A 25420-nucleotide genomic window follows, 5' to 3' on the forward strand; every position below is an offset into this window, starting at 1 on the left:
CCTCCCTGTCCCGCGATATGGGGACCTGGGGTGTAGCATGCCGCGGTTTTTCGCTTGCGCCACCGCGCTTTCACGCATGAGCTCCTCCGCCATCCAAGCCAAGCTCGCCGAACTCGGCATCACCCTGCCGCCGCTGGCCATTCCCGCCGCCGCCTACCTGCCGTTCACGCGCACCGGCAACCTGCTGTTCCTGTCCGGCCACATCGCCAAGAAGGACGGCAAACCCTGGGTGGGCCAGCTCGGCAAGGACGTCGACACGGCCACCGGCCAGGCCGCCGCCCGTGCCGTGGCCATCGACCTGCTCGGCACGCTGCAAGCCGCCACCGGCGACCTTGGCAAGATCGTGCGCATCGTCAAGGTCATGAGCCTGGTCAACAGCACGCCCGACTTCACCGAGCAGCACCTGGTGACCAATGGCTGCTCGGAGCTGTTCGCCGCGGTGCTCGGCGATGCGGGCAAGCACGCGCGCAGCGCCTTCGGCGTGGCCCAGATCCCGCTGGGCGCCTGCGTCGAGATCGAACTCATCGCCGAGATCGCCGATTGATGTTCTCCGCTCCTTCCAAGCTGCCGGCCCGCGCGCTGGCCGGCATGGCCGTGGCCAGCTTCGGCGCTGTCGGCATCGCCCTGATCGCCCAGCACCAGTTCGGCGTCAAGCCCTGCCCCTGGTGCGTGCTGCAGCGCGCCATCTTCCTGCTCATCGGCGCCGTCTCCCTGCTGGGCTGGGTGGTGCAGTCCAAGCGCGCACTGCGCCAGACGGCGCTGGTGGTCGTGCTGGTGCTGTGCGCGGCGGGCCTGACGGCGGCCGTCTTCCAGCATGAAGTGGCCGCCCAGAGTGCCAGCTGTGCGATGGGCCTGGCGGACAACATCGTCACGGCCCTGGGCCTTGAGGAGTTGTGGCCGTCGGTGTTCATGATCACGGCCAACTGTGCTGACGCGGCGGCGTACCGCCTGCTCGGCCTGCCCTACGAGATCTGGAGCGGCCTGCTGTTCGCGGCCCTGGCCGCTGTCGGCCTGGTGGCCCTAAACCAGCGCCGGTAGCCCACCGAGCAGCTTGTCGAGCGTGATCGGGTAGTCGCGCACCCGCACGCCGGTGGCGTTGTAGACGGCGTTGGCCACAGCTGCGGCCGCGCCGCAGATGCCCAGCTCGCCGACCCCCTTGGCCTTCATTGGCGAGGAGATCGGGTCGGTCTCATCGAGGAAGACCACGTCCTGGTGCGGGATGTCGGCATGCACCGGCACCTCGTAGCCGGCCAGGTCGTGGTTGACGAAGAAGCCGCGGCGGTGGTCGACCTTCAGCGCTTCCATCAGGGCCGCCCCCACCCCCATGGTCATCGCCCCGATGACCTGGCTGCGCGCCGACGTCGGGTTGAGGATGCGCCCGGCCGCACAGACGGCCAGCATGCGCCTGACCCTCACCTCGGCGGTCGCCACGTCCACGGCCACTTCGCAGAAGTGCGCGCCAAAGGTGGACTGCTGGTAGCGCTTGTCGAGGTCGCCGTATTCGATGCCGTCCTCGGCCACCAGGCCGGCGAAAGACTTCAGCGCCACGGACTTGCCGCCCGCGCGCACCTCGCCATCGACGAACTCGGCCTGCGTCATGCCCGCCTTCTGCGCCACCAGCTCACGCAGCTTCATGCAGGCCGCATAGACGCCCGCCGTCGAGTTGTTGCCGCCCCATTGCCCGCCCGAACCGCAGGACACCGGGAAGGCCGAATCGCCCAGGCGCACGACGACCTTGTCCAGGGGAACGCCAAGCGTCTCGGCGGCCGTCTGCGCAATGATGGTGTAGCTGCCGGTACCGATGTCCGTCATGTCGGTCTCGACGACGACGCGCTCGCCGTCCAGGCGCACGCGGGCCTTTGACTTCATCAGCAGGTTGTTGCGGAAGGCCGCCGCCACGCCCTGACCCACCAGCCAACGGCCATCGCGCACCTGGGCCGGCTCGGACTTGCGCTTGCTCCAGCCGAAGCGCTCGGCACCAATCCTCAGGCACTCGGCCAGATGGCGCTGCGAGAAAGGCCGCTGCGGCTTCTCGGGGTCGACCTGGGTGTCGTTGCGCAGGCGGAACTCGATGGGGTCCAGGCCGAGCTTCCCGGCCATCTCGTCCATCGCGATCTCCAGCGCCATCAACCCGGGCGCCTCGCCCGGCGCGCGCATGGCGTTGCCTTCGGGCAGGTCCAGCACGGCCAGGTGCATGGCGGTGTGGCGGTGCTCGCCGGCATAGAGCAGCCGCGTCTGGGCTGTCGCGGTCTCGGGGCCGCCACCGGGCAGGTTGCCCGACCAGCTCTCGTGCGAGATGGCCTGGATGCGGCCGTCCTTGTCGGCGCCGATGCGGATGCGCTGGATGGTGGCCGGCCGGTGCGTCGTGTTGTTGAACATCAGCGGCCGGGTCAGCGCGATCTTGACGGGCCGATGGGCCGCCTTGGCGGCCAGCGCGGCGAGCAGGACATCGGCGCGCAGGAAGAGCTTGCCGCCAAAACCGCCGCCGACGAAGGGCGAGCGCACGCGCACGTCCTGCTTGGCGATGCCCAGCGTCTTGGCGAGGTCGCCGACGGCCCAGTCCACCATCTGGTTGGCCGTCCATACCGACAGCTTCTTGCCTTCCCACCAGGCGATGGTGGCATGCGGCTCCATCATCGCGTGGCCCTGGTCGGGCGTCGTGTAGGTTGCGTCCAGCTGCACCGGCGCCTTGGCAAAGCCGGCCTCGAAGTCGCCATGCTTGGTCTCGCCGGGGCCACCAAAGCCGTCGCTCTTGGCCACGGGCGCATGGCGCTTCTCGGCGGCCAGGTCGAAGCGGCCTTTGGCCTCTTCGTAGCGGATGTCGATCAGGCCCGCCGCGGCGCGGGCCTGCTCGAAGCTTTCGGCCACGACGACGGCCAGGGCCTGGTGGTAATGCTCGATCTGCGGGCCGCCCAGCAGCTTGGCGGTGTTCTTGCTGCCCTTGCCGAGCTTGCCGGCGTTCTGGGCCGTGACGATGGCAAGCACGCCAGGCGCCGCGCGGGCTGCGCGCAGGTCCATGGCGGCGACCCGCCCCTTGGCGATGCCGGCGCCGATGACGAAACCGACGGCCGGTGTCGGCTTCACATCGTGGTGCTCATAGGCATAGGGCGCCGTGCCGGTCGTCTTCAGCGGACCGTCGATGCGCGGCGTGGCGATGCCGACGACCTTGCCCTGGTCGATGGGGTTGGTGGTGGCAGGCTGGTCAAATCTCATGCGGGTCTCCGAGCCGGATGCAGTACATCGGTCGCCAGCCTTTCGGCCAGCTTGAGCTTGAAGGCGTTGTCCTGCTGGGGTGCCGCGCCCTTGAAGGCCGCGCCGAAGTAGCCGTGCACGCCCTCCGCAAGCTGGCCTTCCGCCGCCTCGACGCGCCAGGGCTTGGGAGCCACGCCGCCGAAGGCCAGGCGTGCGCTGCCGTCGCGCTGCACGATGGCCGCCAGCGAGACCAGGGCGAAGGCGTAGGAGGCCCGGTCGCGCACCTTGCGGTAGACCTGCTCGCCGCCCACCGGCGGCGGCAGCACGACGGAGGTGATCAACTCGCCGTGGCCGAGGTCGTGGTCGACATGCGGCGTGTCGCCGGGCAGGCGATGGAAGTCCGCGATGGGAATGCGCCGCTTCCCACCATCGGGCCTGACCGTCTCGACCTGGGCGTCCAGCACCCGCATAGCGACGGCCATGTCGCTGGGGTGGTTGGCGATGCAGGCGTTGCTGGTGCCGATGATGGCCAGCGAGCGCGCCACGCCGCCGATGGCGGAGCAACCGCTGCCGGGCTGGCGCTTGTTGCAGGGCTGGGCGGTGTCGTAGAAATAGGGGCAGCGGGTGCGCTGCAGCAGGTTGCCCGCCGTCGTCGCGCGATTGCGCAGCTGGCCCGAGGCACCAGCCAGCAGCGCGCGGGACAGCACGGGGTAGTCCTTGCGCACGCGGGCATCGCTGGCGAGGTCGGCATTGCGCACCAGGGCGCCGACGCGCAGGCCGCCGCCGTCCACGGGCTCGATGCGGTCCAGGCCCAGCGGGTTCACGTCCACGAGGTGGGTCGGCGCCTCGATCTGCAGCTTCATCAGGTCCAGCAGATTGGTGCCGCCGGCAATGAAGCGGGCATCGGGCCGTTGGGCAACGGCGGCCGCCGCCTCGGCCGGCGTGCGGGCGCGCTCGAAGCTGAAGGCTTTCATGCGGCACCTCCCGCGACTTCGGTGATCGCCTCGGCGATGTTGGAGTAGGCGCCGCAGCGGCAGATATTGCCGCTCATGCGCTCGCGCAGCTCCTCGGCGCTCAGCAGCGGCCTGGCGGCCAGGTCGGCCGTCACATGGCTGGGCATGCCGCGCTTGACTTCATCCAGCATGCCCACGGCCGAGCAGATCTGACCGGGCGTGCAGTAGCCGCACTGGTAGCCGTCGTGCTTGACGAAGGCGGCCTGCAGCGGATGCAGCTTCTGCGGCGTGCCCAGGCCCTCGATGGTCACCACCTTGGCGCCCTCGGCCATGACGACCAGCATCAGGCAGCTGTTGATGCGCCGGCCATCCAGCAACACCGTGCAGGCGCCGCACTGGCCGTGATCGCAACCCTTCTTGGTGCCGGTCAGATGCAAATGCTCGCGCAGCAGGTCCAGCAGCGTCGTGCGCGTGTCGACGTCGACGCTGCGGGTCTGGCCGTTGACCTCCAGCGTGATGCGCCCCGTCGTTCCCATGGACATGCCCGGCTCCCGGTCAGCGGCCTCGACGGTTGCCGCGGCGGCCGTGCCGGCGCCCGCAATCAACACGTCCCGGCGTGAAAGACAACACCCTTGCAACTCGTCCATCGCTGTCCCCAAGGCTGGCAACCTAACCAGCCTAGTGGGCGGCGGGCGAGCCGCGGTGTCGGACAAGACGCCGCGGCACGGCAGGACGAGGCTATTCCCCGCGCACAACCCCCTCGCGACGCGGATCGGCGCCACCGGTCCAGCCTTCCTTGACCCGCAGCAGCACCTGCAGACCGCTGGTCAGGTCGGTCTCGTTGACCTGCTGGCCGCGGGCCCGCAGGTCGGCCAATTGCTCGACCGTCAGCGCGCCGCGCTCGACGATGAGCTGGCCGGAGTTGAAGTGGCCGAAGTTGGGCAGGTCCACGGCCTGCTGGGCCGGCAGGCCCCAGGCCAGGGCGCCGGTGATGACCTTGGCGACGTAGTGGATGATGACCGGACCGCCCGGCGAGCCGGCCACCAGGACGAGCCGGCCGTCCTTGTCGAAGACCAGGGTGGGCGCCATGCTGGAGCGTGGGCGCTTGCCGGCCTCGACGCGGTTGGCCACCGGCTTGCCATCGGCGCCGACCGGGTTCAGCGAGAAATCGGTCAACGTGTTGTTCAGCATGAAGCCGCCGGCCAGGCCCGTGCCGCCATCGCTCATGACGCGGCTGCCGAAGGCGGACTCGACGCTGGTCGTCATCGCCACGGCGTGGCCCTCGGCATCGACGACGCTGACCTGGCTGGTGCCGTATTCGAGCTGCTCGGCCTGGGGCGCGAAAGCCAGCTTCAGCGGCCCCGGCTGGCCGGCCGTCGCCACGCCCATGGCCTTGGGCGCAATCAACGCGCCGCGCTGCTTCAGATAGGCCGGCGCGATGAGGTTTTGCCAGTCGCCGCCCGGCGCGGCAACGAAGGCCGGGTCGGCAATGAACTGGGCGCGGTCCGCGAAGGCCAGCTTGGCGGACTCGGCATAGGCATGCATCCAGTCGGCCGTGATGCCCTTGGCCGCCACGGCGGCGGGCTGGGTGTCGAGCAGGCCGAGGATCTGCATCAGCGTCAGATGGCCCGAGGTCGGCGGGCCGAAGCCGCAGATGCGATAACTGCGCCAGTCATTGCACAACGGCGGGCGAGCGACGGCCTTGTAGCCCGAAAGATCGGACGCCGCCAGCAGGCCGGGCCGGGCGTGGCCCTTCACGCGGCGCACGATGTCCTCGGCCACGGCGCCCTCGTAGAAGGCCTTGGCGCCCTGCTTGGCAATGCCGCGCAGCACGGCGGCATAGGCGGGGTTCTTCAGCACGGTGCCGACGGGCTTGGGGGCGCCGCTGGCGTCGTAGAAATAGGCCCCGGCCTGCAGGTCGTTGCGCAGGACGGTCTCCCCGGAGGCCAGCTCGAACAGGCGCGGACTGATCGCAAAGCCCTGCTCGGCCAGGCGGATGGCCGGCTCGAACAACTGGGCCCAGGCCAGCCTGCCATGCTGGCGCTGCGCCTCGGCCAGCATGGCCAGCACGCCCGGCACGCCGGTGGACAGGCCGCTCTGGATGGCCTCTCGCATCGGCATGGGCTTGCCGTCGGCCTTCAGGAAGAGCTCGGGCGTGGCCGCGGCCGGCGCGGACTCGCGGCCGTCCAGGGTCTGCACCTGGCGGCCGTCCCAATGCATCAGGAAAGCGCCGCCGGCAATGCCGCTGGACTGCGGCTCGACCAGGCCCAGCACCATCTGCACGGCGACGGCAGCGTCGACGGCCGAGCCGCCGGCCTTCAGGATCTCGAGGCCGGCGTCCACGGCCAGCGGGTTTGCCGCCGTCACAGCAAAGCGCTTGGCGGGCGTTGTCAGGCTGCCCTGCTTGGCCGTGCGGGTCGTGGCGGCCTCAGGTTGGTCGAGGGCGTGGGCCGGGGCCAGCAGGCCGGCCAGCAGAAAGGGCGTCAGGAGGCGGAGCATGGCGGCGATCTTAGGCACGGCCGCCATGCCCCTGGCGTCAAGCAAAGTAAGCCATGTCCTTCTGGCTGTAGTTGACGATCTGCGGCAGCACCCGCGGCAGATCGCTGGCGCCGATGCCCATCCAGGTGGCCAGCGTGGCGCCCAGTTGATCGACCGCCGTCGTCGGCAGCAGCCGCCCCTGGCCGACGTCGTCGGGGCCGTTGATGCTGACCGAAGGCAGCGTGCCCCAGAACCTGCCGCCCTGCACCGCGCCGCCGAGCACGAAGTGGTGGCTGCCCCAGCCATGGTCGGAGCCGTCGCCATTGCTGGTCAGCGAGCGGCCGAAATCGCTGGCCGTGAAGGTGGTGACCTGGTTGGCCACGCCGAGTTCGACGGTGGCCGCATAGAAGCTGGCCAGCGCGTCGTTGACGGCGCTCAGCAGGCCCGGGTGCTCGTCGAGCAGGAAGTCGTGGGTGTCGAAGCCGCCCAGGGACACGAAGAAGACCTGGCGCGTCGCGCCCAGGGCCTGGCGGGCACCGATCAGCCGGGCCACCATCAGCAGCTGGGCCGACAGGGAGCTCGCCGTATCGAAGGGCGTCTGCAGGGCCGGCACGCCGGCCAGCCCCGATGTGACGACACCCTGGGCGCTGACGGAGCGCGCCACGACCTTGTTCAGCTCGGCCTCCATCCAGTGCGTGCGGTCGGCCGTGATGAGGCCGCGCAGCGCGTCGGCGCAGGCTTGGGAGCCGTAGAGGGGCTTCAAGATGCCGTTGATGGGCACGGCGCCGTTCGTGGACACCTGGTATTGCACGGCCTGCTTGCCGGCCATGAAGACGGCGTTGCCCGCGGCATTGATGCAGGTGAAGGTGGCCGTGCCGTTGCCGCCGAGGAAGAGGTCGCCCATGCGGCCGCCCCAGCCCGAGGTGGCGCCCTCGGGCGAACTGCTCTGCCAGACCGATTGCTGGTCGTTGTGCGAGAACAGCTTGGGCGGCAGCGGCACGCTCCTGGCGTTGTACTGGGCCAGCGTGGTCGGCTGGATCAACGTGCCGACATTGAGCTGCAACCCCAAGCGCCCGCTGTCCCACAGGCCCTTGAGCTTGCCGAGCTGGGGCGCCAGGGCCATCTGGCGCCCGCCGACATTCAGCGCCAGCGCCGTCGCGGCGAGCTGGTCGCGTGGCGTGGCCAGAGTCTGGCGGATGGTGGCGTAGGCGTTGTAGCTGGCGGGATCGTAGGGCACCAGGGTGTTGCCGTGGTCGTTGCCGCCGTAGAGGAAGACGCAGACCAGGGCCTTGTAGTCGTTCGGTGCTGTGGCCGCGGCGGCTTCGCCGAGGGCGGCCAGGTTCAGCGCCCACGGCGCCGCCGAGCCGGCGAGGCCCAGGGCGCCGGCGCGGCGCAGGAACTCGCGTCGCTGCAGTTCGGGGAGTCGGTTCAGCTTCATGGTCGTCCCCTTATTTCTGCACCTGGTATTCGGGGCAGGCCATCAGCATCAGGATGACGGCCTGCACACGGTTGAGCTTGCCGGCGTCGCTGCCGGCCGAGATGGTCGCAACGGCCGTCGCGATGGTCGCCTGCGTCGCCGCCGAGATGCCGCCACCTCCCAGGCGCAGCGCGAGGCTGGCAACCAGGCCGGGTGCGTCGCTGGCCAGCGCGAGTTCGGCCGTGTAGCTGGGCTTCACGTCGTTGATGCCGTCGGCGATGGCCTTCTGCAGATAGTTCAGGTAGCCGGCCACCATGCTCTCGTTGCAGAGCTGGAATTCGGGCGCCGTGACGTCGTTGGTGCCCAGTTGGGAGTTGGGCGGCACATAGCCGGGGCGGAAAAAGTTGAAGACCGAAGGGCTGCGCAGGGGGCTCTGGCCCAGGCGGGTGCCCGCATCGCTGGTATTGCCGATATTCCACAGGCCATTGGGCGAGGTGACGCCGAAGCTTCGCCCCCACTGGATGAAGCGCAGCAGCGGTTCACGCAGCTTGCCTGCGCCCGGGGCGCTGGAGACGGTGCGGGCCTCGGTGTCCGTCAGGATGGCCTTGATGACGGCCTTGAGGTCGCCGCGCACGCCGGCGCCGTTGTCGGCCCAGACCGCCGCGACACGGCCGACATAGGCCGCGCTCGGATTGGAAGCCACGAGGCGCTGGATGAGCTGGCGGCCGATGAAGGGCCCGACGTTGGCATGCGCCGCCAGCGTGTCCAGCGCGATCTTCAGCGCCGCCGGGCCGTCGGCCGACGCCGGGATGTCCACGTCCAGCACCTTCTTGGCCCCGGCCGAGAAGCGCGAGGCGATATTGACCATGGGCTTCTTCATGAAGGCCGGGTCGCTGCCGCTGTAGCCATCGAAGTCCCAGCCGGTGAAGACGCGGGCCAGGTCGGTGATGTTGGTCTGGTTGTAGGTCTCGATGGGCTTGCCATTGCCGTCGAGCTTGAGCGTGCCGTCGGCATTGAGCTGGTAGAGGCCGATGCTGAACAGCTGCATGACCTCGCGGGCGTAGTTCTCGTCCGGCACGCGGCCGGTGTTGGGATCCTCCTTGAGGTTGCCACGCGTGGCGAGATAGACACCCATCCCGTTGGACAGCGTGACCGCGTTGAGCAGCTCGCGGTAGTTGCCAAAGCAGCGCTGCTCCAGCATGTCCATATAGCAGGCGATGGCGAAGCCGCGCCAGGGCATGGGCAGGCCGCTCATGGAGATGACGAAGATCTCGCTCAGGGCCAGCACGACACGCTGGCGCAGCGAGTCGGGGGCCGACATCAGCTTGCGCCACAGCGTGTTGTCGGCGCCGCCGAAGTCGTTGCGGTGGTCGACGATGGCATAGCCGTTGGCCACCATCCAGTCGAAGTGGCCATCGGTCACCGGCAAGGCGAACTGCGCGTCCAGCCAGGCCGCGTAGCCATTGGCCTTGACGGTGGCAATGTCGGCGGCGCTCGCCGCGAAGCCGGCCTGGGCGAGGAAGCGGGCCGCCTCGGCGTCGGTGATGCCCGGCGGCGGGGGCGGAGGAGGCGGTGGGGGGGGCGGAGGAGGAGGCGGCGAGGGCGATGGGGTCGGCGCATCGCTGCCCCCTCCTCCACCGCAGGCGGCCAGCAAGGCCGCAGCCGCTGCAGCAGCGGCGATGCCGCTCGGGTTCAGGTCTGCACTTGTCTCGAGTGCGGGGGCGATGGTCTCGACTTCAGGCGACGGAGGTGCGCGCATGGTGGCCTCGCTTGTTGTTCAAAGAATGCTCCGCGCAACGCAAACGGGCCAGCTTGCGCTGACCCGTCGAGGCCCATGAACTGGGGACAAGCAGCGAGGCTTTACCTCAGAGCAACGGAACCCCCGTCTTGCTTTGCGCTTGTTCACGCGTGACGCCCTCGGCCAGCTCGACGAGCTTGATGCCTTCGGGCACGACGTCGAAGACGCCCAGGTCCGTGATGATGCGGTCGACGACGCCGACACCCGTCAGCGGCAGCGTGCAGCTGGGGATGATCTTGAGGTCCTCGCTGCCGTCCTTCTTCTTGGCGACATGCTCCATCAGCACGATGACGCGCTTGACGCCGGCCACCAGGTCCATGGCACCGCCCATGCCCTTGACCATCTTGCCCGGGATCATCCAGTTGGCCAGGTCGCCCTTGCCGCTGACCTGCATGGCGCCGAGGATGCTGAGGTTGATCTTGCCGGCGCGGATCATCGAGAAGCTGTCGTGGCTGCCGAAGATGCTGGAGCCGGGCAGCGTGGTCACGGTCTGCTTGCCGGCGTTGATGAGGTCGGCGTCGACCTCGTCTTCCGTCGGGAAGGGGCCGATGCCCAGCATGCCGTTCTCGCTCTGCAGCCAGACTTCCTTGCTCGAGGGCACATGGTTGGCCACCAGCGTCGGGATGCCGATGCCGAGGTTGACGTAGAAGCCGTCTTCCAGCTCCTGGGCCGCGCGCGCGGCCATCTGATCTTGGGTCCAGGCCATCTCAAGCCTCCTTCTTCGGAGTGAGAGTCATCTTCTCGATGCGCTTCTCGGGGTTGGCGTTGACGACGATGCGGTGCACGTAGATGCCCGGCAGGTGGACGTCATCGGGGTCGATGTCGCCGGTCTCGACGAGGTGCTCGACCTCGACGACGGTCAGCTGGCCGGCCATGGCCGCGGCCGGGTTGAAGTTGCGCGCGGTGCGGCGGAAGACGAGGTTGCCGCTCTTGTCGGCCTTGTAGGCCTTGACCAGGGCCACGTCGGGCACCAGGGCCTTCTCCAGGATATAGGTCTGGCCGTCGAACTCGCGGGCTTCCTTGCCCTCGGCGATCAACGTGCCGACGCCGGTGCGCACGAAGAAGGCCGGGATGCCAGCACCGCCGGCGCGCAGCTTCTCGGCCAGTGTGCCCTGGGGTGTGAACTCCAGCTCCAGTTCGCCGGCCAGGTACTGGCGCTCGAACTCCTTGTTCTCGCCGACATAACTGGAGATCATCTTCCTGATCTGCCGCGTCGTCAGCAGCTGGCCGAGTCCGAAGCCGTCGACGCCGGCATTGTTGGAGATGACCGTCAGGTCCTTGACGCCACTGTCGCGCAGGGCGGCGATCAGGGCCTCGGGGATGCCGCACAGGCCGAAGCCGCCGACCGCGAGCATCTGCCCGTCCTTGACGACGCCACGCAGCGCTTCTTCAGCGCTCGGGTACACCTTGTTCATGCCGAATGTCTCCTGCGGTTGGCAACGACCGCAAGGGTACTATCGCGCCCCTCTCCAAGTCGATTACGCAAGATCGCCTAAGTGGAACCCGCCGCCCCCGACTATCGCAGCGCCTTCCAGCTCGCCCCCATCGGCCTGGTGCTGTCGGAAAAGCGCCAGATCGTCGACTGCAATGAGCGCGTGCTGGCCATGTTCGGCGCCACGCGCGAGCAGCTGCTGGGCCAAAGCTTTGCCGTCATGTACCCGAGCGCCGTCGAGTTCGAGCGCACCGGCGCCCGCATCATCGCGAGCCTGGACGCCCAGGGCCACTACGCCGACGACCGCGTCATGAGGCGCCTGGGCAATGGCGAATTGTTCTGGTGCCATGTGACCGGCCGCGCCCTGGACCCGGCCGACCCGCATGCCCGTGGCATCTGGAGCTTCGAGGACCTGTCGGCGCGCCGCCAGATCACGGCCGAGCTGACGCCGCGCGAGCGCGAGATCGCCGCCCTCCTCGTCGAGGGCCAGACCAGCAAGCTCATCGGCCGCCGCCTGGGCGTCAGCCCGCGCACCGTGGACATCTACCGCGGCCGGCTGATGAAGAAATACGCGGCCTCCAGCACGCCAGAACTGATCAACAAGCTCCTGTCCGCATGAGTGCTCATCACGCACCCGAACTGCCCTACTGCCGCAACTGCCACTTCACGCTGGCGACGCCGCGCCCCGTCTACTGCGGCCATTGCGGGCAGGAGACCGACCTGCACCCACCCTCGGTGCGCGAGATGTTCACCGAGTACCTGGGCCACTACGTCGCCTTCGACGGCCCGCTGTGGCGCACCTTGTGGGCGCTGATCTGCCTGCCGGGGCATCTGACCAATGCCTATTTCCATGGCCAGCGGCGCCGCTATGTGCTGCCGCTGCGGGTCTATCTGAGTGCGAGCTTCATCTTCTTCGTCGGCTGGGCCCTGCTACCCCAGGGGCCGACCCAGGTCGTCGAGACCGACCCGCCCGCCGCCACCGAGGCCGGCAAGCCGGTGACGGTGCGCGTGCCACCGAATATGTCGCCGGCTTCCGCCGCTGCACAGGCAGAGGCCATGTCGCGGGAGGCGAGCGCTGCGGGCAAGGTGAAGTTCAGCTCCAAGCTCAACGAATGCGACCCGGCGCAGCCCGCCAGCTGCAACAAGGGCGAGCTGTGGCTGGACGGCCTGTTCAAGAAGATCCAGTCCATGACCTGGGAGCAGCTGAAGGCCCGCGCGAGCGCCCTGGCGCCCTACGCGATGCTGGCCATGCAGCCGGTGTTCGCGGCCCTGCTGCTGCTCATGTTCGCCGGCAGCGGGCGCCGCTATGCGGAGCATTTCGTGTTCTCGCTGCACAGCCACAGCCTGTGGTTCCTGGCGCTGCTGGTCGCAATGGCGGCGCGCCTGGAGGGCTGGATGATGCTGGCCGTCTTCGGCCACGGCCTGATGGCCATGCGCCGTGTCTATGGCCTGGGCTGGTGGGGTGCGACCTGGCGCGGCGTGCTGCTCAGCGCCTTGTATTTCCTGCTGCTGGTCAGCGTCGCGATGACGCTGGTGGCGCTGATCGCCGCCACCGCCTGATCAGGTGAAGACACCCTGACGCAGCCACTTGGTGGCCACCCATTTCTCGCCCTCCAGCACCGGCGAGCCGCCGTGCAGGGTCTGGGTGGACGGGTGCGGCCGGTCGTAACTGAAGAAGACGGCATTGCCCTTGACCGGGGCGACATCCAGGCCGATGTCCGGGAAGATGGTCGAGCCACCGGCCGTGGGTGTGTTCAAGTACATGACCAGCGTCGCCACGCGCTGGCCGCCGCGCTTGAGGATGCTGGGTGTACTGACGTGGCCGGGGTCGAAATAGTCGTAGTGAGGCTGGTATTCAGCGCCGGGGCTGTAGCGCAGCACCTGCAAGCCCTCGCCATGGTCCAGCGGCCAGCGCAGCAGGGTCGCCAGACGCGACTCGATCTTGCAGATCAGCTCGGTCTCGCAGCGTTCGAAGAACATACCGTCGCTGGTGCGCGCGGCATTCACCTCGCTGCCTTCGCTGCCGGTGGCCACGGTCTCGGAGCGCGCCAGGCGCTTGCCCGCGAGCTCGACGATGCCGTCGCACTCCTCGTCGGACAGCAGATCGCCGAAGACGATGACGCGCGGCTGGCGCAGCGCCATCAACACCTTGACCTGGCGATCCCCGGCGTCGATGAGGGGCGCAAAGCGCGTCAGCTCGGGCTCGGGCAGGCCGGGCGTGGCGCCGGGCGGCGCCGTCAGCGTGGCCGACTGACCCAGGGTGCGAGCCAGGGCCTGGCGGGCGATGGCTTCATCCCAGCCACTGCCCAGCATGGCCGCCAGGATGCTTTCAGAGGCATGGCCGGCACGGCTCTGCTCGGTGATCCACTCACACAGCTCGGGGGTGATGACTTGTTGGCTCATGACTTGCGGCGGAAGACGAGTCTGTCAGGGGAGGAAACGTCAGGGGCCAGACGATAACCGTCCAGATCGAAGCTTTTGAGCCCTTCAGGCGTTTCAAGGCGTTGCTGGATGGCGAAGCGTGCCATCAGGCCGCGCGCACGCTTGGCGAAGAAGCTGATGATCTTGTACTCGCCGTTCTTCCAGTCCTCGAACTGGCAGTCAATGACGCGGGGCTTGAGGGCCTTGCGGTCGGCGGCGCGGAAATACTCCTGGGAGGCCAGGTTGACGATGACGGGCACTTTCTCAGCCTTGGCGAGCTTGTTCAGGTGCAGGGCCAGGCGGTCGCCCCAGTAGTCATAGAGGCTGGCGCCATGCTCGCCGGCCAGCCGGGTGCCCATCTCCAGGCGGTAGGCCTGCATGCGGTCCAGCGGCCGCAGGATGCCGTACAGGCCCGACAGCATGCGCACATGGGTCTGGGCCCAGGCGATGTCGTCGCTGGAGAGCGTCTTGGCATCCAGCCCGTCGTAGACGTCGCCATTGAAGGCCAGCACGGCAGGCTTGCTGTTCCTGTCGGTGAAGCGCGGCCGCCAGGCGGCATAGCGGTCGACATTGAGCTGGGCCAGAGGCTCGGACAGATCCATCAGCTCACGCACGTCGTCGACCGTCTTGGTGCGCAACAGCTCGATGAGGGCGGCGGTGTCGTCGAGGAATTGCGGACGGGTCAGGGCCGGCGCCAGTTCGGGCGGCGTCGGTGTCTCGTAATCGAGGGATTTGGCGGGCGAGAGCAGAAAGAGCATGGGCGCGGATTCTGGCAGCTCAACGCGGCCTCGCGCGGCGCTCCAGCAGCTCGAACAGGCCCATGCCGGCCAGCATCGCGGCGACGAAGCCGAGTGCCTTGGCGTCGCCCAGGCCCAGCACGACCAGGGCCGGACCGGGGCACAGGCCGGCCAGGCCCCAGCCGATGCCGAACAGCAGGCTGCCACCGACGAGGCGTCGGTCGATGCGGGTCGAGTCCGGCAGTTTGACCTTGGCCCGGCGCGCCCAGGCAAAGGCCGGCAGCCCCACCGCAATTGCGCCCGCCATGACCAAGGCCAGCGAAGAATCCCAGCCGCCTGCAAGGTCCAGAAAGCCCAGCACCTTGGCCGGGAACACCATGCCCGACACGATCAGCCCCAGGCCGAACACCAGGCCCGCGAACGCGGCAATCAGCCCCCTCTTCACAGCAGATGCCTCAGCACGAAGACGGTCGCGAACCCGGCCGTCATGAACACCGCCGTCGCGACCGCCGAGCGGGGCGACAGTCTGGACAGGCCACACACGCCATGGCCACTGGTGCAGCCCGCGCCATACCGGGTGCCGATGCCGACCAGCAGACCGGCCACCAACAGCAGGCTCCAGCCGGTGTCAATGCGCGGCCGCGGCATCCCCGCGACCAGCGCGTAAACCCATGGCGACGCCAGCAACCCGGCCAGGAAGGCCAGGCGCCAGGCACGATCGCCGGCCATCGGCCGCAGCAGCCCGCCGACGATGCCGCTGATGCCTGCGATGCGGCCGGCGAAGCGGATGAGCAGGGCCGCCCCCAGGCCGATGAGCAGGCCGCCTGCCAGGGCTGGCCACGGCGTGAAGGCATGCCAGTCGACGCTCATGCGTCCTCCTTCGGGCAATATTGCATGTAGAGGGTGTGCAGCAGGGCCAGCAGGCGCGGATCGGCCACGCTGTAGAGAACGTTCCTGCCCTCGCGCCGCGTGGCCACCAGGCCCTCGCGGCGCAGCACCCCAAGTTGCTGCGACAACGTCGGCTGGTGGATGTCGAGCCGGGCCTCCAGATCGGCCACGCTGGTCTCGCCCTGGGACATCTGGCACAGCAGCAGCAGGCGCTCGGGGTTGCCCAGGGCCTTCAGGGCAGCCACGGCCTCGCCGGCGGCCTGGCGCAAGGTCTGGGCATCGAGGGTGGGCGTTCTCGGCATGGTCAACATTATATCAATCGATATAATGAAACCCTCTCCATCGCCGGCCCTTCCCATGCCTGTCGCCATCCAAGGTTTCCACGAGCCCGTCACCGGCACGGTCAGCTATGTCGTGCACGACCCGGCCACGCGGCAGGCGGCCGTCATCGACCCGGTGCTGGACCATGACCTCGCCAGCGGCCAGACCGGCACGGCCAGCGCCGACCGGCTGCTGGCCTGGCTGCGCGAGCAAGGGCTGACGCTGCAATGGATCCTGGAGACCCATGTGCATGCCGACCATGTCTCGGCCGCGCGCTATCTGCGGCGCGAGGCCGGCGGCCAGATCGCCATCGGCGAGCACATCCGCGAGGTGCAGGCCACCCTGACCCGGCTGCGCGGCTGGTCCTCGCAGGACGATGGCTTCGATCGCCTGCTGCGCGACGGCGAGTCATTCCGCATCGGCAGCATCCAGGCGATCGCCCTGCTCACCCCCGGCCACACGCCGGCCGACCTGGCCTACCAGATCGAGGACGCCGTCTTCATCGGCGACACCCTCTTCATGCCCGACGTTGGCAGCGCCCGCGCCGACTTTCCCGGCGGCGACGCGGTCGTGCTCTACCGCTCCATCAGGCGGCTGCTGGACCTGCCGCCGGCGACCCGCCTGTTCGTCTGCCATGATTACCCGCCCGGCCGCGAGCCGCGCTGGCAGACCAGCGTGGCCGAACAGCGTGCCGCCAACATCCATGCCCACGACGGCATCAGCGAGTCCGAATTCGTCGCCATGCGTCAGGCGCGCGACGCGACGCTGGCCGCGCCGCGGCTGATGGCCCCGTCCCTGCAGGCCAATATCCGCGGCGGCGGTTAACGGCCCCGGCTTCGCCCGAGAAGCAACAGCACCACGCCCAGCAGCACGATGCCGGCAGCCAGCCACTCGTGGCTGCTGATCTGCTCACCCGCCAGCGTGACGCCGAGCAGCATGGCGATGACGGGGTTGACGAAGGAATAGCTCGATGCCAGCCCGGCCGAAGCCTCGGCCAGCAGCACCATATAGGCGTTGAAGGCGATCAGGGAGCCGAACACGACGAGATAGGCCCAGGCCCACAGCGCCTGCGGCTCGATGCGCTCGGGCAAGGTCTCGCCGCTGAAAAGGCTCAGCCCCATCAGCACGGCGCCGCCGGCCAGCATCTCGCTGGCAAAGCCCATGGCGCCCGGCGCCAGCGGCCAGACCCGCTGCGACAGCACGCTGCCCACCGCCCAGCTCGCGCAGGCGACGCTGATGGCCACCAGGCCCATGGGCGAGGCCCCGAAACCCTGGCCCTGGGTCAGCAGCAGCACGCCGACGAGACCCAGGGCAATGCCTGCCGATTCCAGCCGCGTCGGCTTCTCGCCCCACAGCAGATTGAGGCCGGCAATCATCAGCGGCATGACGGCGATGAAGGCCACGACCAGGCCCGAACCCACCGTCTGCTCGGCCGTGGCCGTGCCGCCCATGCCGCCGCCCAGCATCAGCCCGCCGATGACCAGGGCGTGCAGCCACTGCCGGCGGCTGGGCCAGGGCGCGCCGCGCCAGCGCATCCAGACGGCCAGCAGGGCGCCGGCCACCAGGAAGCGGCTGCCCATCTGAAAGAAGGGCGGCAGGCTGATCAGCGCGTACTTGATGGCCAGATAGGTCGAGCCCCAGACCAGCCAGGTGGCGGCCAGGCAGAGCATCAACTTGGGCGACAAGCCGGCGGCGGTCTTGAGCGGCAGCGTGGTCGTGTTCATGGCCGGCATCGTAGAAATTCCGGCCCCTTCGTAACATGGGCACCTCAAGGTTCATTGCAGTGTTGACCTTAGGATTGAAGAACTTGAAGCCGGATTCCGGAGACTTTCATGGCCATCGACCTTGATCAGCATGACCATCGCATCCTTGCCGAACTGCAGGCCGACGCCCGCCTCACCATGGCCGAGCTGGGCCGGCGCGTGCACCTGAGCCAGCCCGCCGTGACGGAGAGGGTGCGCAAGCTGGAAGACGGCGGCGTCATCCGCGGCTACCGCGCCGTCGTCGACGCGAGCAAGCTGGGCTATGGCATCCGCTCCATCATCCGCATCGGCAATCTCGACGAGGACCTGCTGATGCGGGCCCTCGAAGCCAGCCCCGAGGTCGTGACGGCCTATGGCGTGACCGGCGAGGACAGCTGGATCCTGGAGATCGCCGTGCGCGACGTGGCCCATCTGAGGGCAACGCTGTCGCGCTTTTGCCAGCAGGTGCCGACGTCGACGGCCATCATCCTGAATGCCATCCGCGAGCATGCTCCGATCAAACCGCTGCCGACGACGGATGTGGAACCAGCAACTGCGGAGCCGGAAAAGAAAAAGCCCCGCCGCAGCGGGGCTTGATCGCGGCCGCGCAGCGGCTTACTTGGCCAGCAGGGCGTTGGCAGCCGCCACATCCTCGGGGCGCAGCTGGCCCGAGGCCTGGCGCAGCTTGAGGCTGTTGACGACGACGTCGTAGCGCGCCTTGGCCAGGTCGCGCTGGGTCGTGTAGAGCTGGGTCTGGGCGTTCAGCACGTCCAGGTTGACGCGCACGCCGACCTTGTAGCCGAGCTGTGTGGCTTCCAGGGCCAGCTTGGTGGACGACTCGGCGGCCTCGTAGGCGCTGACCTGGGCCTTTTGCGATTGCACGCCGAAGAAGGCGCGGCGCGTGCCCTCGGCGACGCTGCGGCGCGCGAAGTCGAGGTCGTTGCGGGCCTTCTCTTCCAGCACCAGCGTTTCCTTGATCTTGTTCTGGGTCAGGCCACCGGTGTAGAGCGGATAGGTCAGCGTCAGGCCCACGCTGGCGTTCTTGCCCGTGCCGGCGCTGCCCTGCTGGGCCGCAACGATGGCGGGGCTGGTGTGGGTATTGGTGCCGCCCAGCGTGGCGTTGGCATCCAGCGTCGGCTTCTCGCCGGCGCGGGCGATCTGCGTGTCCAGCTGGGCCATCTCCAGGCCCAGGCGCGCGCGGCGCACGCCGGGGTGCTGGTCGTCGGCGGTGGCGACCCAGGTGTCGACGTTGTCGCTGGGCAGGGCCGGCAGGGCGACCGGCACGGCCAGGCCCTTGGGCTCGACGCCGACGCGGCCGACGAACTGGTCCAGGGTCACGCGCTTGACGCGCAGGTCGTTGTCGGCGGCCAGTTCCTGGGCCACGGCGAGGTCGTAGCGGGCCTGGGCTTCACGCGTGTCGGTGATGGTGGCGGTGCCGACCTCGAAATTGCGCTTGGCGGAGGCCAGTTGCTCGGCGATGCCGGTCTTGTTGGCGCGCGAGGTGGTCAGCGCGTCCTTGGCGGCCAGCACATCGAAATAAGCCGTCGCCAGGCGCACGATCAGGTCCTGCTCGGCGGCTTCCAGGTCGGCCTGGGCCAGGGCGTAGGCGCGGCGGGCCTTGTCGATGGTCGGGATGTTGCTGGCGTTGTAGACCGAGTACTTGCCCGTCAGGCCGGCCTGCAGCGTTCGCGTGTTGAAGGCGCTCTGCGACGGCGGATCGGTACGCGCATAGGTGCCACCGGCCTGCAGGCCCAGCGTCGGGCGGATCAGGGCCTCGGCCTGGGCGGCACGCGCGGCCGCGGCATCGGCGCTGTTGCGGGTTGCCAGATAGGTCGCGTCATAGCCCCTAGCCGCGTCATAGAGCTCCTGCAGGCTCTGGGCCTGGGCCGCGCCGGCGAGCAGGAGGCTGGCGGCGAGGGCCAGCGGTTGCAGGGTCAGGCGGTAGGCGGTGACGAAGGGCATGGGATTCCTTGACTGGAGCAATGTAGTGAGCGCGGCCGGGTTTATAGAGGCAAAGCCCGCCGATGACACAAGCCATGTGACGACCTGCGCCCAAACGGGGGCAAGCGGCGTTTTATGGCGACAAACTGCATCGAGATCAGAATGAGAAGGCTGGCGCTTCGGCAAAACCGGGCAGGCGGCCGGCCACCGTGTCGAACATCTCCACGGTGCGGAAATCGCTGGCGCCGGTGCGCGTGACCAGCACGGCGCGCATGACCGGCTCGGCACCGACGATGGCCGCCAGGCGGCCACCGACCTTGAGCTGGTTCAGCAGCACCTGCGGCACGGACGCGACCGAACCGGACAGCAGGATGACGTCGAAGGGCTCCTCGGCGGCCAAGCCAGCGGCGCCGTCCTGGTTCAGCACGGTGGCGTTGAGCACGCCGGCACGCTTGAGGTTGGCCGCGGCCGCGGCGGCCAGGCCCGCGTCGGCTTCCAGCGCGATGACGCGCTGGGCCTTGTGGCCCAGCAGCGCCGCCAGGTGGCCGGTCGCGGCGCCGATCTCCAGCACCTTCTCGTGGCGCTGCACCTTGAGCTCCTGCAGCAGGCGGGCCTCGACCTTGGGCGCCAGCATGCGGCGCGTGGCCGTCAGCGGCAGCTCGGTGTCGACGAAGGCCTGGGCTTTGTGGGCCTCGGGGACGAAATCCTCGCGGTGGACGACGCGCAGCAGCTCCAGCACGCTGGGATCGAGCACGTCCCAGGGGCGGATCTGCTGCTCGATCATGTTGAAGCGGACTTGTTCGAGATTCATCTTGTTCTCCGGGGCGCGGTCGACGGCAGCAAAAAGCAAAATTCTAGAGGTCAGGCCGGGTTGGCCAGCAGTCCGTGCAGCAGCAGCGCCATCTGGGCGTCCAGCAGCTCCTCGGCGGCCATGGTCTGGTGGCAGATGTCGTGCTCGCCAAAGGAGTGCTCGTGCAGCAGCATGTGCAGCATGGGCGCGATCAGCATGTGGACCGTGGCCTCGACGGGCACGGCACGGAATTCCCCGGTGCGGATGCCGCGTTCGATGAGGCCGCCGATCAGCGCCTGGGAAGGCCGGATGACCTCCTCCACATAGAAGCGCGCCAGCTCGGGGAAGTTGCGCGCCTCCACCATCATGATTTTGCAGACGACGCCGGCATTGCCATGGCCGACCTTGGCCCACCAGGCCTGCATCATCTGGCTCAGCAACTCGGCGATGGAGCCTTCGTATTGCGCCGCCTGGGCGGCGGACTCGGCGATGTGCACCGACAGGTTGTCGCGCACCATGGCCTTGAAGAGCTCATCCTTGCTCGGGTAGTAGCGGTAGAGCGTGCCCTTGGCCACGCCGGCGCGCGCGGCGATCTCCTCGCTGCGGGTGGCGGCAAAGCCTTTCTCGACAAAAAGCTGCAGCGCGGCGTCCAGCAGCTCCTGGGGGCGGGCGTCCTTGCGGCGTTGACGGGGAGTGGCAGTGGCCAAGACGGCGGAGTTAATGACCGGAGAGTCAGTAATGTAGCCGCGGCGGCCAGCCGCCCGCAAGGACGCGTCTTGGCCGCTGGCTACACTGCGCCGCCTTTTGCTGTTGTCCGGAGCCGTTTACGTGGATGTCATCCTGCTGATCAAAGCCGCCATCATGGGCATCGTCGAGGGGCTGACCGAGTTCCTGCCCGTCTCGTCCACCGGCCATCTGATCCTGACCGGCAGCCTGCTCGGCATGACGGACGCCAAGTCCAAGGTCTTCGACATCGCCATCCAGAGCGGCGCCATCCTGGCCGTCCTCATCGTCTACTGGGCGCGCATCCGCGAGGCCCTGGCCGGCATCACCAGCAGCGCCAAGCAGCAGCGCTTCGTGCTGAACATCGCCCTGGGCTTCCTGCCGGCCGGCATTGTCGGCCTGACGGTCTACAAGGCCATCAAGGCCCATCTCTTCAACGCGCCCGTCGTGGCCGGCGCCTTCATCGTCGGTGCGCTGATCATCCTGTGGGCGGAAAGGCGCGCCCAGCCGGTGGCCCGTGTGCAGACCGTGGACGACATGACGCCGCTGGACGCATTGAAGGTGGGCCTCGTCCAATGCCTGGGCATGATCCCCGGCACCAGCCGCTCGGGCGCCACCATCATCGGCGGCATGCTGCTGGGCCTGTCGCGCAAGGCGGCCACCGACTTCTCCTTCTTCCTCGCCATCCCGACGCTGATCTCGGCCGGTGGCTACAGCCTGTGGAAGGAGCGCCATGCCCTGTCCGTCGCCGACCTGCCGATGTTCGGCGTCGGCTTCGTCGTCAGCTTCCTGGCCGCCTGGGCCTGCGTGCGCTGGCTGCTGCGCTATGTGTCCAGCCACAACTTCGTGCCCTTCGCCTGGTATCGCATCGCCTTCGGCATCGTCGTGCTGGCCACATGGCTTACGGGCACGGTGGTCTGGGCCGACTGAGGCCGCCCCTCGCCCAGCCATGCGTCGCTGAACGCGAGCGAGTCTGGTCGGTCTTGCAGACCGCGCTGCGGCAGTGCCGCAGCTCTTCGGCAGGCACATGCCGCCCACTGGGCGCCATGTGTCCGGCCTCAGCCCCCGCGGGGACGACGATGCTTGCCGGTTCGACCGGCAAGCACATCGCCCAAGGCGGGCCGGCTTGGGAGCGGCCCGGCGCTCGGCCCGCAACTGAGATAATTTCACGATGGCCATCACGATCAAGACCGCTGCCGATGTCGAAGGCATGCGCATCGCCGGGCGCCTGGCGTCCGAAGTCCTGGACATGCTGACGCCGCATGTCAAGCCGGGCGTCACGACCAATGAGCTGGACAAGCTGGCTCACGACTTCATCGTCAACGTGCAGCAAGGCATCCCCGCCCCGCTGAACTACTGCCCGCCGGGCTATATCCCCTACCCCAAGTCCATCTGCACCTCGGTCAACCAGGTGGTCTGCCACGGCATCCCGAACGACAAGGCGCTGAAGAACGGCGACATCGTCAACATCGACGTCACCGTCATCAAGGACGGCTGGCACGGCGACACCAGCCGCATGTTCGTCGTCGGCGACGGCTCCATCGCCGCCAAGCGGCTGTGCGCCTTCACCTATGAAGCCATGTGGAAAGGCATCGCCAAGGTCAGGCCGGGCGCGCGCCTGGGCGATATCGGCCACGCCATCCAGACCTTTGCCGAGAACGCGGGCTTTTCCATCGTGCGCGAGTTCTGCGGCCACGGCATCGGCCAGGTCTTCCACGAGGAACCGCAGGTGCTGCACTACGGCCGCCCCGGCACGCTGGAGGAGCTGGTGCCCGGCATGATGTTCACCATCGAACCCATGATCAACGCCGGCCGCCGCGAAATCAAGGAAATGGGCGACGGCTGGACCATTGCGACCAAGGACAGGTCCCTCTCCGCCCAGTGGGAGCACACCATCCTCGTCACCGACACGGGCTATGAGGTCATGACGCTGTCGGCGGGCAGCCCGCCGCCGCCGGCCTTCATCACGCAGGCCGCTGCGGCCACCGCCTAAGCCGTGGCGACCCTTGCCGAGCTCCGCCAGCAGTTCAAGGCGGGCAAGCAGACGCTGATCGACGGCTTCCTGGCCGCCCGGCCCACCCAGGCCGGCGCCCAGACCCTGCTGCGCCGCCTGGCCCGCCATGTTGACGACACGCTGCGCTCGCTGTGGGACGCCGCGGGCATGCCCGCCGGCGCCTGCCTCGCGGCCGTCGGCGGCTATGGCCGCGGCGAGCTGTTTCCTCATTCCGACGTCGACGTGCTGGTGCTGCTGCCCGACGGTGTCGAGGCCTACCAGCCCGGCGCGGCCAAATCGGCCATCGAGGGCTTCATCACGTCTTGCTGGGACGTCGGCCTGGAGATCGGCTCCTCGGTGCGGACGCTGGGCGAATGCCTCACCGAGTCGCAGGGTGACGTGACCATCCAGACCGCCTTGCTCGAAGCCCGCCCGCTGGCTGGCGACGCCAAGCTGTTCCGGCTGATGCACAAGCGCTTCATGCAGGCCATGGACCCCAAGGCCTTCTTCCGCGCCAAGACGCTGGAGACGGTGCAGCGCCACACCAAGTTCGACGACACGCCCTATGCGCTGGAGCCCAACTGCAAGGAAAGCCCCGGTGGCCTGCGCGACCTGCAGATGCTGATCTGGCTGGCCCGTGCCGCGGGCCTGGGCAAGACCTGGAAGGCCCTGGCTCAGCGCGGCCTCATCACGCCGTTCGAAAGCAAGCAGCTGCAGCGCAACGAGGGTCAATTGAGGCTGATCCGCGCCCGCCTGCATGCGGTGGCCGGCCGGCGCGAAGACCGCCTCGTCTTCGACCTGCAGACCGCCGTCGCCCAGAGCTTCGGCTTCGAGGGCACCGGCGCCCAGCGCGCCTCCGAAGTGCTGATGCGGCGCTATTACTGGGCGGCCAAGGCCGTCACCCAGCTGCACCAGATCCTGCTGCTGAACCTGGAGGAGCAGATCAACGGCTCCCAGCAGAACCATGTGCGCCCGCTGGAAGGCCATGCCGACTTCCTCGACCGCGGCCGCATGCTGGAAGTGGCCAGCGACGACCTCTACCAGCGCGACCCCCACGCCATCCTGCGCACCTTCCTGATCTACCAGCAGACGCCGGGCATCAAGGGCCTGTCGGCGCGCACGCTGCGGGCCCTGTACAACGCCCGCGGCTTGATGGATGCGGCCTGGCGGCGCGACCCGGTCAACCGTGCCACCTTCATGGCCATGCTGCGCGCGCCCGAGGGGCAGACGCATGCCTTCCGGCTGATGAACCAGACCTCGGTGCTGGGGCGCTATCTGTGGGTCTTCCGCGCCATCGTCGGGCAGATGCAGCACGACCTCTTCCACGTCTACACCGTGGACCAGCACATCCTGATGGTGCTGCGCAATGTGAGGCGCTTCTTCGTGCCCGAGCATGCCCACGAGTACCCGTTCTGCTCGCAGCTGGCGGCCCAGTTCGACCAGCCCGAGCTGCTCTATATCGCCGCCCTCTTCCACGACGTGGCCAAGGGCCGCGGCGGCGACCACTCCGAGCTCGGCGCCACCGAGGTCAAGCGCTTCTGCCGCCAGCATGGGCTGAGCGCCGAGGACACGACGATGTGCGTCTTCCTCGTCGAGCACCACCTGACGATGTCGCGCGTGGCGCAGAAGGAGGACCTGGCCGCCCCCGAGACCATCGCCGCCTTCGCCGCCAAGGTCGGCGACGTGCGCCGCCTGACGGCCCTGTATCTGCTGACCGTGGCCGACATCCGCGGTACCAGCCCCAAGGTCTGGAATGCCTGGAAGGGCAAGCTGCTCGAGGACCTCTACCGCATCACGCTGCGGGCCCTGGGCGGCGCCAAGATCAACCTCGATGCCGAGATCGAGGCGCGCAAGGCCGACGCACGCCAGGACCTGGCCCTGCACTCCCAGCTGCCGGGCACCGAGGAGCCGCTGTGGAAGACGCTGGCCATCAGCTATTTCGCGCGCCATGACGGCGCCGAGCTGGCCTGGCATGCGCGCTCGCTGTGGCGCCACGTCGAGACCCAGGTGCCCGTCGTGCGCGCCCGCCCCTCGCCCATCGGTGAGGGCCTGCAGGTGCTGGTCTATTCGCCCGACCAGCCCGACCTGTTCGCCCGCATCTGCGGCTATTTCGACACGGCCGGCTTCAGCATCCTCGACGCCAAGGTGCACACGACACGCAAAGGCTATGCGCTGGACACCTTCCAGGTCATCCGCCCCGAGGCCGATGTGCACCACCGCGACCTCGTGCCTATGGTGGAGCAGAAGCTGGCCAGCGTGCTGCAGGCCGGCGGCCCCCTGCCCGAGCCTAAGCGCGGCCGACTGTCGCGCCGCGTCAAGAGCTTCCCCTACACGCCGCGCATCTCGCTGCGCCCGGACGAAAAGGCCACCGCCTGGCTGCTGACCATCTCCACCAGCGACCGCGCCGGCCTGCTCTATGCCATCGCCCGCGTGCTGGCGCGCCACGGCATCAATCTGCAGCTGGCCAAGATCTCGACGCTGGGCGAGCGCGTGGAAGACACCTTCCTCGTCGACGGCCCGGCCCTGCAGCACAACAAGGCCCAGTTGCAGATCGAGAGCGAACTGCTGGACGCGGTCTCGTTGCCGGCCTAGCC

26 protein-coding genes are annotated in these 25420 nt (G+C 68.6%); 9 read left to right on the forward strand and 17 right to left on the reverse strand.

Translation table 11 applies throughout. The annotated features are described in order from the left end of the window. Window positions 1-76: 76 nt before the first annotated feature. Together J2X20_RS02630 and J2X20_RS02635 are read left to right on the forward strand one after the other, a co-directional pair. A complete protein-coding gene (locus tag J2X20_RS02630; RefSeq protein ID WP_310260450.1) occupies window positions 77-544 on the forward strand; it encodes a RidA family protein in 468 nt (155 codons plus the stop codon). Further along, entirely contained in the window at window positions 544-1038 is a 495-nt protein-coding gene (locus tag J2X20_RS02635) for a disulfide bond formation protein B (RefSeq protein WP_310260453.1), read from the forward strand. Before J2X20_RS02630 ends, J2X20_RS02635 begins: the two co-directional genes overlap by 1 nt. Here J2X20_RS02635 and paoC read toward each other — a convergent pair. The 8 genes from paoC to J2X20_RS02675 all read right to left on the reverse strand — a co-directional run bounded on the left by paoC (window position 1021) and on the right by J2X20_RS02675 (window position 11253). After that, on the reverse strand, window positions 1021-3213 hold the full coding sequence (paoC, locus tag J2X20_RS02640; RefSeq protein WP_310260454.1) for an aldehyde oxidoreductase molybdenum-binding subunit PaoC: 2193 nt from the start codon (window positions 3211-3213) through the stop codon (window positions 1021-1023). The genes J2X20_RS02635 and paoC overlap by 18 nt on opposite strands. Beyond that, window positions 3210-4166, reverse strand: coding sequence for an FAD binding domain-containing protein (locus J2X20_RS02645; RefSeq protein ID WP_310260456.1), 957 nt, complete (start codon window positions 4164-4166; stop codon window positions 3210-3212). The genes paoC and J2X20_RS02645 overlap by 4 nt, the downstream gene beginning before the upstream one ends. Next, window positions 4163-4792, reverse strand: coding sequence for an aldehyde dehydrogenase iron-sulfur subunit PaoA (gene paoA, locus J2X20_RS02650; protein ID WP_310260458.1), 630 nt, complete (start codon window positions 4790-4792; stop codon window positions 4163-4165). The genes J2X20_RS02645 and paoA overlap by 4 nt, the downstream gene beginning before the upstream one ends. Before the next feature lie 91 nt (window positions 4793-4883). Next, on the reverse strand, window positions 4884-6644 hold the full coding sequence (locus J2X20_RS02655; protein ID WP_310260460.1) for a gamma-glutamyltransferase family protein: 1761 nt from the start codon (window positions 6642-6644) through the stop codon (window positions 4884-4886). A gap of 37 nt (window positions 6645-6681) precedes the next feature. Beyond that, window positions 6682-8061 (reverse strand): DUF1501 domain-containing protein, encoded by a 1380-nt coding sequence (locus J2X20_RS02660; protein WP_310260462.1) that lies wholly within the window; start codon window positions 8059-8061, stop codon window positions 6682-6684. 10 nt (window positions 8062-8071) lie between these two features. Next, a complete protein-coding gene (locus tag J2X20_RS02665) occupies window positions 8072-9799 on the reverse strand; it encodes a DUF1800 domain-containing protein (protein ID WP_310260464.1) in 1728 nt (575 codons plus the stop codon). A gap of 106 nt (window positions 9800-9905) precedes the next feature. Further along, the gene (locus tag J2X20_RS02670) at window positions 9906-10544 is read right to left on the reverse strand and encodes a 3-oxoacid CoA-transferase subunit B (protein ID WP_310260466.1); all 639 of its coding nucleotides are present in this window, start codon (window positions 10542-10544) and stop codon (window positions 9906-9908) included. A gap of 1 nt (window position 10545) precedes the next feature. Continuing rightward, on the reverse strand, window positions 10546-11253 hold the full coding sequence (locus tag J2X20_RS02675; protein ID WP_310260469.1) for a CoA transferase subunit A: 708 nt from the start codon (window positions 11251-11253) through the stop codon (window positions 10546-10548). An 81-nt stretch (window positions 11254-11334) separates the two neighbouring features. Here J2X20_RS02675 and J2X20_RS02680 point away from each other — a divergent pair, with 81 nt between their 5' ends. Together J2X20_RS02680 and J2X20_RS02685 are read left to right on the forward strand one after the other, a co-directional pair. Beyond that, the gene (locus J2X20_RS02680; RefSeq protein WP_310260472.1) at window positions 11335-11889 is read left to right on the forward strand and encodes a LuxR C-terminal-related transcriptional regulator; all 555 of its coding nucleotides are present in this window, start codon (window positions 11335-11337) and stop codon (window positions 11887-11889) included. Further along, the gene (locus J2X20_RS02685) at window positions 11886-12830 is read left to right on the forward strand and encodes a DUF3667 domain-containing protein (protein ID WP_310260474.1); all 945 of its coding nucleotides are present in this window, start codon (window positions 11886-11888) and stop codon (window positions 12828-12830) included. Before J2X20_RS02680 ends, J2X20_RS02685 begins: the two co-directional genes overlap by 4 nt. Here the strand turns inward: J2X20_RS02685 and J2X20_RS02690 are convergent, their stop codons facing one another. Genes J2X20_RS02690 through J2X20_RS02710 form a run of 5 tightly spaced genes read right to left on the reverse strand, consistent with a single transcriptional unit; the run spans window position 12831 to window position 15618 of the window. Further along, window positions 12831-13673, reverse strand: coding sequence for a 2OG-Fe(II) oxygenase (locus tag J2X20_RS02690; protein WP_310260478.1), 843 nt, complete (start codon window positions 13671-13673; stop codon window positions 12831-12833). Further along, complete coding sequence (gene yaaA / locus J2X20_RS02695) at window positions 13670-14449, reverse strand: peroxide stress protein YaaA (RefSeq protein WP_310260481.1); 780 nt, start codon at window positions 14447-14449, stop codon at window positions 13670-13672. The genes J2X20_RS02690 and yaaA overlap by 4 nt, the downstream gene beginning before the upstream one ends. A gap of 19 nt (window positions 14450-14468) precedes the next feature. Then, window positions 14469-14873: a DUF6691 family protein gene (locus tag J2X20_RS02700; RefSeq protein ID WP_310260486.1), complete on the reverse strand. Its 405-nt coding sequence runs from the start codon at window positions 14871-14873 to the stop codon at window positions 14469-14471. Then, on the reverse strand, window positions 14870-15298 hold the full coding sequence (locus J2X20_RS02705; RefSeq protein WP_310260487.1) for a YeeE/YedE family protein: 429 nt from the start codon (window positions 15296-15298) through the stop codon (window positions 14870-14872). The genes J2X20_RS02700 and J2X20_RS02705 overlap by 4 nt, the downstream gene beginning before the upstream one ends. Then, on the reverse strand, window positions 15295-15618 hold the full coding sequence (locus tag J2X20_RS02710) for an ArsR/SmtB family transcription factor (protein WP_409034127.1): 324 nt from the start codon (window positions 15616-15618) through the stop codon (window positions 15295-15297). The genes J2X20_RS02705 and J2X20_RS02710 overlap by 4 nt, the downstream gene beginning before the upstream one ends. A 55-nt stretch (window positions 15619-15673) precedes the next feature. Here J2X20_RS02710 and J2X20_RS02715 point away from each other — a divergent pair, with 55 nt between their 5' ends. After that, window positions 15674-16462, forward strand: coding sequence for an MBL fold metallo-hydrolase (locus tag J2X20_RS02715; protein WP_310260493.1), 789 nt, complete (start codon window positions 15674-15676; stop codon window positions 16460-16462). On the opposite strand, the gene yedA is transcribed toward J2X20_RS02715, so the two are convergent. Beyond that, window positions 16459-17361, reverse strand: a complete 903-nt coding sequence (yedA, locus tag J2X20_RS02720) for a drug/metabolite exporter YedA (protein ID WP_310260495.1) — start codon at window positions 17359-17361, stop codon at window positions 16459-16461. The genes J2X20_RS02715 and yedA overlap by 4 nt on opposite strands. A gap of 108 nt (window positions 17362-17469) precedes the next feature. Here yedA and J2X20_RS02725 point away from each other — a divergent pair, with 108 nt between their 5' ends. After that, window positions 17470-17976: an Lrp/AsnC family transcriptional regulator gene (locus tag J2X20_RS02725; protein WP_310260497.1), complete on the forward strand. Its 507-nt coding sequence runs from the start codon at window positions 17470-17472 to the stop codon at window positions 17974-17976. Window positions 17977-17994: 18 nt separating this feature from the next. Here the strand turns inward: J2X20_RS02725 and J2X20_RS02730 are convergent, their stop codons facing one another. The 3 genes from J2X20_RS02730 to J2X20_RS02740 all read right to left on the reverse strand — a co-directional run bounded on the left by J2X20_RS02730 (window position 17995) and on the right by J2X20_RS02740 (window position 20817). After that, a complete protein-coding gene (locus tag J2X20_RS02730; protein WP_310260500.1) occupies window positions 17995-19341 on the reverse strand; it encodes a TolC family outer membrane protein in 1347 nt (448 codons plus the stop codon). A gap of 136 nt (window positions 19342-19477) precedes the next feature. After that, window positions 19478-20131 carry a protein-L-isoaspartate O-methyltransferase family protein gene (locus J2X20_RS02735; RefSeq protein ID WP_310260503.1) on the reverse strand — a complete coding sequence of 218 codons (654 nt, stop codon included), beginning with the start codon at window positions 20129-20131 and terminating at the stop codon, window positions 19478-19480. A gap of 50 nt (window positions 20132-20181) precedes the next feature. Then, on the reverse strand, window positions 20182-20817 hold the full coding sequence (locus tag J2X20_RS02740) for a TetR/AcrR family transcriptional regulator (RefSeq protein WP_310260507.1): 636 nt from the start codon (window positions 20815-20817) through the stop codon (window positions 20182-20184). Window positions 20818-20938: 121 nt separating this feature from the next. Here J2X20_RS02740 and J2X20_RS02745 point away from each other — a divergent pair, with 121 nt between their 5' ends. The 3 genes from J2X20_RS02745 to J2X20_RS02755 all read left to right on the forward strand — a co-directional run bounded on the left by J2X20_RS02745 (window position 20939) and on the right by J2X20_RS02755 (window position 25418). Further along, window positions 20939-21763 (forward strand): undecaprenyl-diphosphate phosphatase, encoded by an 825-nt coding sequence (locus J2X20_RS02745; protein ID WP_310260508.1) that lies wholly within the window; start codon window positions 20939-20941, stop codon window positions 21761-21763. A 241-nt stretch (window positions 21764-22004) separates the two neighbouring features. Further along, window positions 22005-22826: a type I methionyl aminopeptidase gene (gene map / locus J2X20_RS02750; RefSeq protein ID WP_310260510.1), complete on the forward strand. Its 822-nt coding sequence runs from the start codon at window positions 22005-22007 to the stop codon at window positions 22824-22826. Between the two features lie 3 nt (window positions 22827-22829). After that, window positions 22830-25418: a [protein-PII] uridylyltransferase gene (locus J2X20_RS02755; RefSeq protein WP_310260512.1), complete on the forward strand. Its 2589-nt coding sequence runs from the start codon at window positions 22830-22832 to the stop codon at window positions 25416-25418. Window positions 25419-25420: the final 2 nt, after the last annotated feature.

This window comes from Roseateles saccharophilus (genome assembly GCF_031458095.1).
GTDB classification, from domain to species: domain Bacteria; phylum Pseudomonadota; class Gammaproteobacteria; order Burkholderiales; family Burkholderiaceae_C; genus Pelomonas; species Pelomonas saccharophila_A.